The organism is Achromobacter sp. HZ34 (genome assembly GCF_002209485.1).
Lineage (GTDB): Bacteria > Pseudomonadota > Gammaproteobacteria > Burkholderiales > Burkholderiaceae_B > Bordetella_C.
Genome location: NZ_NJIX01000012.1, coordinates 35,274 through 42,125 on the forward strand (window position 1 = coordinate 35,274; position 6,852 = coordinate 42,125).

The 6,852-nt window shown below is 65.8% G+C and carries 6 protein-coding genes; 5 read left to right on the top strand and 1 reads right to left on the bottom strand.

Annotated elements, in window-relative coordinates; translation table 11 throughout:
- Positions 1-195: 195 nt before the first annotated feature.
- The 4 genes from CEY05_RS30460 to CEY05_RS30475 all read left to right on the top strand — a co-directional run bounded on the left by CEY05_RS30460 (position 196) and on the right by CEY05_RS30475 (position 4,824).
- The gene (locus CEY05_RS30460; RefSeq protein WP_088601274.1) at positions 196-1,215 is read left to right on the top strand and encodes a CorA family divalent cation transporter; all 1,020 of its coding nucleotides are present in this window, start codon (positions 196-198) and stop codon (positions 1,213-1,215) included.
- 103 nt (positions 1,216-1,318) lie between these two features.
- Complete coding sequence (locus CEY05_RS30465) at positions 1,319-2,137, top strand: DeoR/GlpR family DNA-binding transcription regulator (protein ID WP_088601275.1); 819 nt, start codon at positions 1,319-1,321, stop codon at positions 2,135-2,137.
- A complete protein-coding gene (locus tag CEY05_RS30470; RefSeq protein ID WP_088601276.1) occupies positions 2,134-3,732 on the top strand; it encodes a glycerol-3-phosphate dehydrogenase/oxidase in 1,599 nt (532 codons plus the stop codon). The genes CEY05_RS30465 and CEY05_RS30470 overlap by 4 nt, the downstream gene beginning before the upstream one ends.
- Positions 3,733-3,825: 93 nt before the next feature.
- On the top strand, positions 3,826-4,824 hold the full coding sequence (locus tag CEY05_RS30475) for an aldo/keto reductase (RefSeq protein ID WP_088601277.1): 999 nt from the start codon (positions 3,826-3,828) through the stop codon (positions 4,822-4,824).
- Positions 4,825-4,907: 83 nt separating this feature from the next.
- Here CEY05_RS30475 and CEY05_RS30480 read toward each other — a convergent pair whose 3' ends face one another.
- Positions 4,908-5,819 (bottom strand): AraC family transcriptional regulator, encoded by a 912-nt coding sequence (locus CEY05_RS30480; protein ID WP_088601281.1) that lies wholly within the window; start codon positions 5,817-5,819, stop codon positions 4,908-4,910.
- A 149-nt stretch (positions 5,820-5,968) separates the two neighbouring features.
- Here CEY05_RS30480 and CEY05_RS30485 point away from each other — a divergent pair, with 149 nt between their 5' ends.
- Positions 5,969-6,802: an oxidoreductase gene (locus CEY05_RS30485; RefSeq protein WP_088601278.1), complete on the top strand. Its 834-nt coding sequence runs from the start codon at positions 5,969-5,971 to the stop codon at positions 6,800-6,802.
- Positions 6,803-6,852: the final 50 nt, after the last annotated feature.

Sequence of the window (6,852 nt, forward strand, 5' to 3'; positions counted from 1 at the left end):
ACATGGCGGAAACAGGGGAAACCCCCATGCCGAGCCCTGCTGCCCGACGCGCGTGCCCGCGAGATTAAACGTGATCAAGCGAGATTCCGGTGTCAATTTGGGGCAACTCGTCACGAAATTGTCACCCTGCACGGCTATTTGTGTCGGCGTCGAGCGCCATCCGACGCACGAAATAATTCTGAAGAATTACCCCTCATGAATCTGCCTGCCGCTCAAAGCCGGTTGCTTTCCCTCTCCGCCGGCCCGGGCGGATTGATATGCGCCTTCCGTTTCCAGCCCGATATGGCCCCGGCCCGGCTCAACTGGAATGAAGTGCAGAACGCCCCGCCGCCAGGGTCCGGGGCTTTCCACTGGATACACGCCAAGACCGCTGACAGCCGCATCCAGGACTGGCTGGAGCATGGCGCGGATGTGCCTGAGGAAGCCCGCGCGTTTCTCGCCGGGCGCGATACGCGGCCCTGCCTGCATATGTCCGAAGACGGTGTGCACGGCCTGCTGGTGGATCTGAAGATGGACGCCGAGGCCGAGGACGCCGAAAAAGGCGTACTGCATTTCTTCATGAACGATGGCTTGCTGATCACCGTGCGCACGCGGGCGCTGCAATCCACCGACCGGCTGCGCCGGCGCGTCGAGGACGGCCGTGGCTATGGGTGCACCACCTCCTTGTTCGGCGACCTGCTGGAATGCCTGGCCGAAGGGTATGCCGCCCGCGTGGAAATGCTGACCGACGAGGTCGACGACATCGAAGCTTCGGTGTTGTCGGACCGCCGTGAACGCGACCGGGGCGCATTGAGCGCGGTGCGGCGGCAGTTGGCCGACCTGCGCCGGCAGATCCATCCTGAACGCCATATGTTGGGACGCCTGCCGGCCATGCGCCATGCCTGGGCCGAGCCCGAGGCGCTGGATCACCTGGCCCAGGGCGTGGACACGCTCAGCCATCTGGCCGCCGCCATCGATGCGCTGTACGAGCGGGCCAAGCTGCTGCAGGAAGAAATCGCGGCGCAGATGTCGGAAGAGATGAACCGCAACCTGCTGGTGTTGTCGGTACTGACCGCGATGCTGATGCCGGCCACGCTGCTGTCCGGCATCTTCGGGATGAACGTGGCCGACCTGCCCGGCTTGCAGACTCCCGGCGCGTTCTGGTGGATCCTGGGCGGCATGGTGGCGCTGGGCCTGGGAACGCTGGTATTCCTGAAGCGGCTACGGCTTTGGTGAAAGGGCGGCCCCGCGCGGCAAACAGTGCGGGACGCCAAAACGAACTCAAACGATCATACAAAAGCGTCTTTCTTTTTCGTTTTTGTTGCTTTATGATCGTTTCATGACATTAAATCCGCGTCAATCCGCCCTCATCGACGCCGTCCGCGAAAGCGGCGCGGCGACGATCGAATCGCTTGCCCAGCGCTTCGGCGTCACGCTGCAGACCGTGCGGCGCGACGTCAATCTGCTGGCCCAGGAAGGCCTGCTGGCGCGCTTCCACGGCGGCGTGCGGATCGAGGCGTCGACCACCGAGAACATTGCCTATCAGCAACGCCAGGCCCTGCACGCCGACGCCAAGCGTCGTATTGGCCTGGCCGTGGCCCGCCACATCCCGGAAGGCTGCTCGCTGATCCTTAATCTCGGCACCACCACCGAAGCCGTGGCCCGCGCGCTGACCCAGCATCGCGGCTTGCGTGTCATCACCAACAACCTGAACGTCGCCGATATCCTGGCGCCCAACCCGGACTGCGAAGTCATCATCGCGGGCGGCACGATGCGGCCGGGCGACCGCGGCATCATCGGCGAAGCCACGATCGAATTCATCCGCCGCTTCAAGGTGGACATCGGCGTCATCGGCATCTCCGGCCTGGAAGCCGACGGCACCTTGCGCGACTATGACCTGCGCGAGGTCAGCGTGGCGCGCGCCATCATGGCGCAGTCGCGCGAGGTCTGGCTGACGGCCGACAACAGCAAGTACCAACGCCAGGCCCTGGTAGAGCTGGCCAACGTCTCCCAGGTCCACCGTTTCTATACCGACCAGCCCCCGCAAGCGCCGCTGGCGCGCGTGCTCAAGCAGGCCGGCGTGCGCTGCGAAATCGCCAACGCCCCGGCCGACGACACCGCCGCAGCGACCGCCAACGCGCTCCCCGTACAGCCATGAAAATCGATCCCAAGCCCATCACTCCCCCGTCGCGCGACCGCATCCTGGCGCAACTGGACTCCGTCGAACCGTGGGACGTCATCGTCATCGGCGGCGGCGCCACCGGACTGGGCACCGCCGTGGACGCGGCAGCGCGCGGCTATCGCACGCTGCTGGTGGAAGCCGAGGACTTCGCCAAGGGCACCTCCAGCAAGGCCACCAAGCTGGTGCACGGCGGCGTGCGTTACCTGGCGCAGGGCAATATCAGCCTGGTACGCGAGGCCCTGCATGAACGCGGCCTGCTCGCGCGCAATGCGCCGCACGTGGTGTGGCCGCTGGGCTTCGTGGTACCGGCCTACAACCTGCTGGACCAGCCCTTCTACGGCATCGGCCTGAAAATGTACGACCTGCTGGCCGGCCGCCTGAACCTGCAATCCAGCCGCCTGCTGTCGCGCCGCGCCACCCTGGCCGAAGCGCCGACCCTGGCGCCCAGCGTCGGCGGCCACAACCTGCGCGGCAGCGTGCGCTATTTCGACGGCCAGTTCGACGATGCGCGCCTGGCCGTCAGCCTGATGCGTACGCTGTTCGACCTGGGCGGCCTGGCGCTGAACTATCTGCGCGTGACCGGCCTGTCGCAAAGCAAGGGCCGCATCGACGGCGTCACCGTGCGCGATGGCCTGAACGGTGCGGAACTGATGCTGCGCGCCCGCTGCGTCATCAATGCCACCGGTGTGTGGGTGGACGAAGTGCGCCACATGGAAGACCGCAGGGCACCCGTGATGGTGGCGCCCAGCCAGGGCGTGCACCTGACCCTGCCGCGCGACTTCCTGCCTGGCAACCGCGCCGTCCTGATTCCGAAGACGGACGACGGCCGCGTGCTGTTCGTGGTGCCATGGAACGGCCATACCGTCGTCGGCACCACGGATACCCCGCGCGCGGACCTGCCGCTGGAGCCGGATGCGGCGCGTGAGGACATCGATTTCATCCTGGCGACGGCGGGCCGCTACCTGAACCGCCAGCCCACGCGCGCCGATGTCACCAGCGTGTGGTCCGGCCTGCGCCCCCTGGTCAAGGCGACCGGCGTGGGCAACACCAAATCGCTGTCGCGCGAGCACACCATCCTGGTATCGAACGGCGGCCTGATCACCGTCACCGGCGGCAAGTGGACCACCTATCGCCGCATGGCGCAGGACGTCATGGAAACGGTGTTGCGCGAACAGATGCTGCCGCACACCTCCAGCCAGACCCAGAACCTGCGCCTGCACGGCGCGGGGAATATGTTGCCCGCGCAGGAAGCCCCTGGGTCCACGGATGCCTACTACGGCGTCGACCTGCCCGCCCTGCGCGCCCTGCCCGGCGCCGACCGCATGCTGGTGGCGGCCAGCGGCCTGACCGAGGCGCACGTCCGCTATGCCGCGCGCTGCGAACTGGCGCGCAGCGTCGAAGACGTTCTGGCCCGCCGCAACCGTGCCCTGTTCCTGGACAGCCGCGCCGCGCTGCAAGCCGCCCCCGAAGTGGCCCGCATCCTGGCCGAGGAACTGCATCGCGACGAATCCTGGCAAGCCAGGACGCTGCAGTCTTTCGCCATCACGGCCGCGCAGTACCAGTTGGATTGATGCATCTGAGCAAATAGCTAAACGTCAGTTAGCGGGGCGTAGAATCGTTCGCGTTCCGCGGCGCTGGCCGCATATGCTCTGGAGATGTGCGCGATGGCTATACCCAAGATCCAATTCGGCCGCACCGGCCTGAAAGTCTCCCGCCTGGCGTTGGGCACCATGACCTTCGGTCTGCAGACCGAGGAGTCCGTCGCCAAGCGCATCCTCGACAAGGCCACCGACGGCGGCATCAATTTCCTGGACACCGCCGACGTCTACCCGCTGGGCGGCACGCTGGACACCGTCGGCCGCACGGAGGAAATCGTCGGCCGCTGGCTGCAAGGCCGCCGCCAGCATTACGTCGTCGCCACCAAGGCGGTCGGCGTGACGGGCCCCAACGATTGGGACAAAGGCGCTTCTCGCAAGCACCTGCTGGACGCCATCGACATCTCGCTCAAGCGCCTGCAGACCGATTATGTCGACCTGTACCAGCTGCATTCCGACGACGACAACACGCCGCTGGATGAAACCATCGAAGCGCTGGACGTCATCGTGAAGTCGGGCCGCGCGCGCTATGTGGGCGTGTCGAATTTCCTGGCGTGGCGCCTGGCCACCGCGCTGGGGCGCGCGGACTTCCTGCGGCTCACGCGCTTCATCAGCGTGCAGCCGCGCTACAGCCTGCTGTTCCGCGAGATCGAACGGGAACTGCTGCCGCTGTGCCAGGCCGAAAGCCTGGCCGTGATTCCCTATAACCCGCTCGCTGGCGGCCTGCTGACCGGCAAGCACAAGGCCGGCAGCGCGCCGGCCGAGGGCACCCGCTTCACGCTGGGCACGGCCGGCGGACGCTACCAGGACCGCTACTGGAACGACCGCGCTTTCGAAACCGTGGCGCAGTTGGGCAAGCTGGCTGACCAGGCCGGCGTGCCCTTGACCCGTCTGGCCCTGGCCTGGGTGCTGGCAAATCCCCTGATCACCGCGCCCCTCCTGGGCGCCAGCAAGCCCGAACAACTGGACGAGACGCTGGCGGCAGTGGACTACAAGCTGGATGCGGACCTGAAGGCGGAGCTGGACAAGCTGACGCATGAGTATCGCTATGGCGATTCGGTAAGGTAAGTCTTGGTACGGTAAATGCCGGTGGCAGGCAGCGCCCGACGATACGGTACGGTGCCGCCCTGCCCCACGCCGCGCCACCGTCATCAATGCGACGAAACGAATTCCGACCCCGCGTGGGCCGGCGGCACGGCGAAGCTTTCTCGCATGCGCCGGGTTTCCGCAGCGGGGGTGCGGCCGAACAGGCGCTTGAATTCGCGATTGAATTGCGAAGGACTGGCATAGCCCACGGCATTGCAAGCGGCCTCCACTGTCATGTCCTGGCGCACCATCAACAGCCGCGCCTGATGCAGCCGTGTCGACTTCACATACTGCATGGGCGACGCGCGCGTGATGGCCTTGAAATGGGTGTGGAAGCTGGGCACGCTCATGCCGGCTGCGCCCGCCAGCACAGGCAGATCGAGATCCTGGGCGTAATGGGCGTGGATATGCCGCAGCGCCTTGCCTACCTTGCCGAAGCGCCCCTGCATGGCCAAGGCCGCACGCAGCGCATCGCCTTGCGAACCGGTAAGAATGCGGAAATACACCTCCCGCAGTAGCGCGGGCCCAAGCACCGCCGCGTCCAGCGGGCGGTTCATGGCTTCCAGGAACCGCAGCACGGAGCCGCGCAGATCCGCATCCATGGGGCTGGAGAACATGCTTTGCGGCGTGTCGTCCCGCACGGGCCTGCCGTGCCGGTCGATCTGGATCGTCAGCTCGGTCGCCAGCTGGAAGTCCAGGTGCAGATAGATGGCCAGCAGCGGATGCGCCGGCGTGGCGTCGGTTTCCATGGTGAAAGGCACGGGCACCGCCACGGCCAGGTAGTGCTGTTCATCGTAGACATACACCTGGTCGCCGAAATAACCGCGCTTGCGCCCCTGGCAGACGATGACGATGCCGGGATCGTAAAGCACCGGCGTACGCGCCAATGCACGATCGGAGCGCAGGATGCGGACCGAGGGCAACGGGGTCAGGTTGTAGCCCTCCTCCGGTGCCAGCGCGCCGAGCAGCGTCGCCATGCGCTGCTGTTCGAGTGCGGAGGCCTTGGCTTGCCGCTGAATCGGTTCCATATTCATAGGAATAGGCAGAATTGAAAGATTAATACACCTTAAAGTGCGCATACAGGATAACTATTATGCAGTCTCTGGTTCAATTTTTGGAGACTTGCATGAATTCTGGCAAAACCATCCTCATCACCGGCGTCAGCAGCGGCTTCGGGCGCGCCCTGGCGGAACAGGCCCTGGCGGCCGGGCACCGCGTGATTGGCACCGTACGTAACGAACAGGCCCGGACGGCGTTCGAGGCGTTGGCACCGGGCGCTGCCCATGGGCGCCTGCTGGACGTGACGGACGTCGATGCGGTGCCCGCTGTCGTCGCCGGCATCGAAGCCGATATCGGTCCGGTGGACGTCCTGGTGAATAACGCCGGCTACGGCCACGAAGGTGTGATGGAGGAATCGCCCCTGAGTGAAATGCGGCGGCAATTCGACGTCAACGTGTTCGGGGCCGTGGCCATGATGAAAGCCGTGCTGCCCTTCATGCGCGCGCGCCGGCGCGGCCATATCCTGAACATCACCTCGATGGGCGGTTTCATCACCATGCCGGGCATTGCGTATTACTGCGGCAGCAAGTTCGCGCTGGAAGGGATTTCCGAAGTGTTGGGCAAGGAAGTCAAACCCCTGGGCATCGCGGTGACCGCCGTGGCGCCGGGGTCCTTCCGTACCGACTGGGCGGGACGGTCCATGGTGCGAACGCCGCGCTCCATCGGCGACTACGATGCGCTGTTCGAACCTGTCCGCCGTGCGCGCGAAGAAAAGAACGGCAAGCAATTGGGGGATCCGGTGAAGGCCGCCCAGGCCATGCTGGCCGTGATCGCCAGCGCCAATCCGCCCGCGCACCTGCTATTGGGCAGCGATGCCCTGGAGCTGGTGCGCGGCAAGCTCGCGGGCATGGCCGAGGAAATCAAGGAGTGGGAAACGCTCAGTCGGTCCACGGATGGCTGAGATAGCGGCGGGTGGCAGGAGGCAGGAGGCGGGTGGCGGGTGGCGGGTGG

Bases quoted from the DNA above. Each gene is read 5' to 3' on its own strand.
- CEY05_RS30475 (WP_088601277.1), top strand. From the start codon at position 3,826: ATGGCTATACCCAAGATCCAATTCGGCCGCACCGGCCTGAAAGTCTCC.
- CEY05_RS30470 (WP_088601276.1), top strand. From the start codon at position 2,134: ATGAAAATCGATCCCAAGCCCATCACTCCCCCGTCGCGCGACCGCATC.
- CEY05_RS30480 (WP_088601281.1), bottom strand. From the start codon at position 5,819: ATGGCGACGCTGCTCGGCGCGCTGGCACCGGAGGAGGGCTACAACCTG.
- CEY05_RS30465 (WP_088601275.1), top strand. From the start codon at position 1,319: ATGACATTAAATCCGCGTCAATCCGCCCTCATCGACGCCGTCCGCGAA.
- CEY05_RS30485 (WP_088601278.1), top strand. From the start codon at position 5,969: ATGAATTCTGGCAAAACCATCCTCATCACCGGCGTCAGCAGCGGCTTC.
- CEY05_RS30460 (WP_088601274.1), top strand. From the start codon at position 196: ATGAATCTGCCTGCCGCTCAAAGCCGGTTGCTTTCCCTCTCCGCCGGC.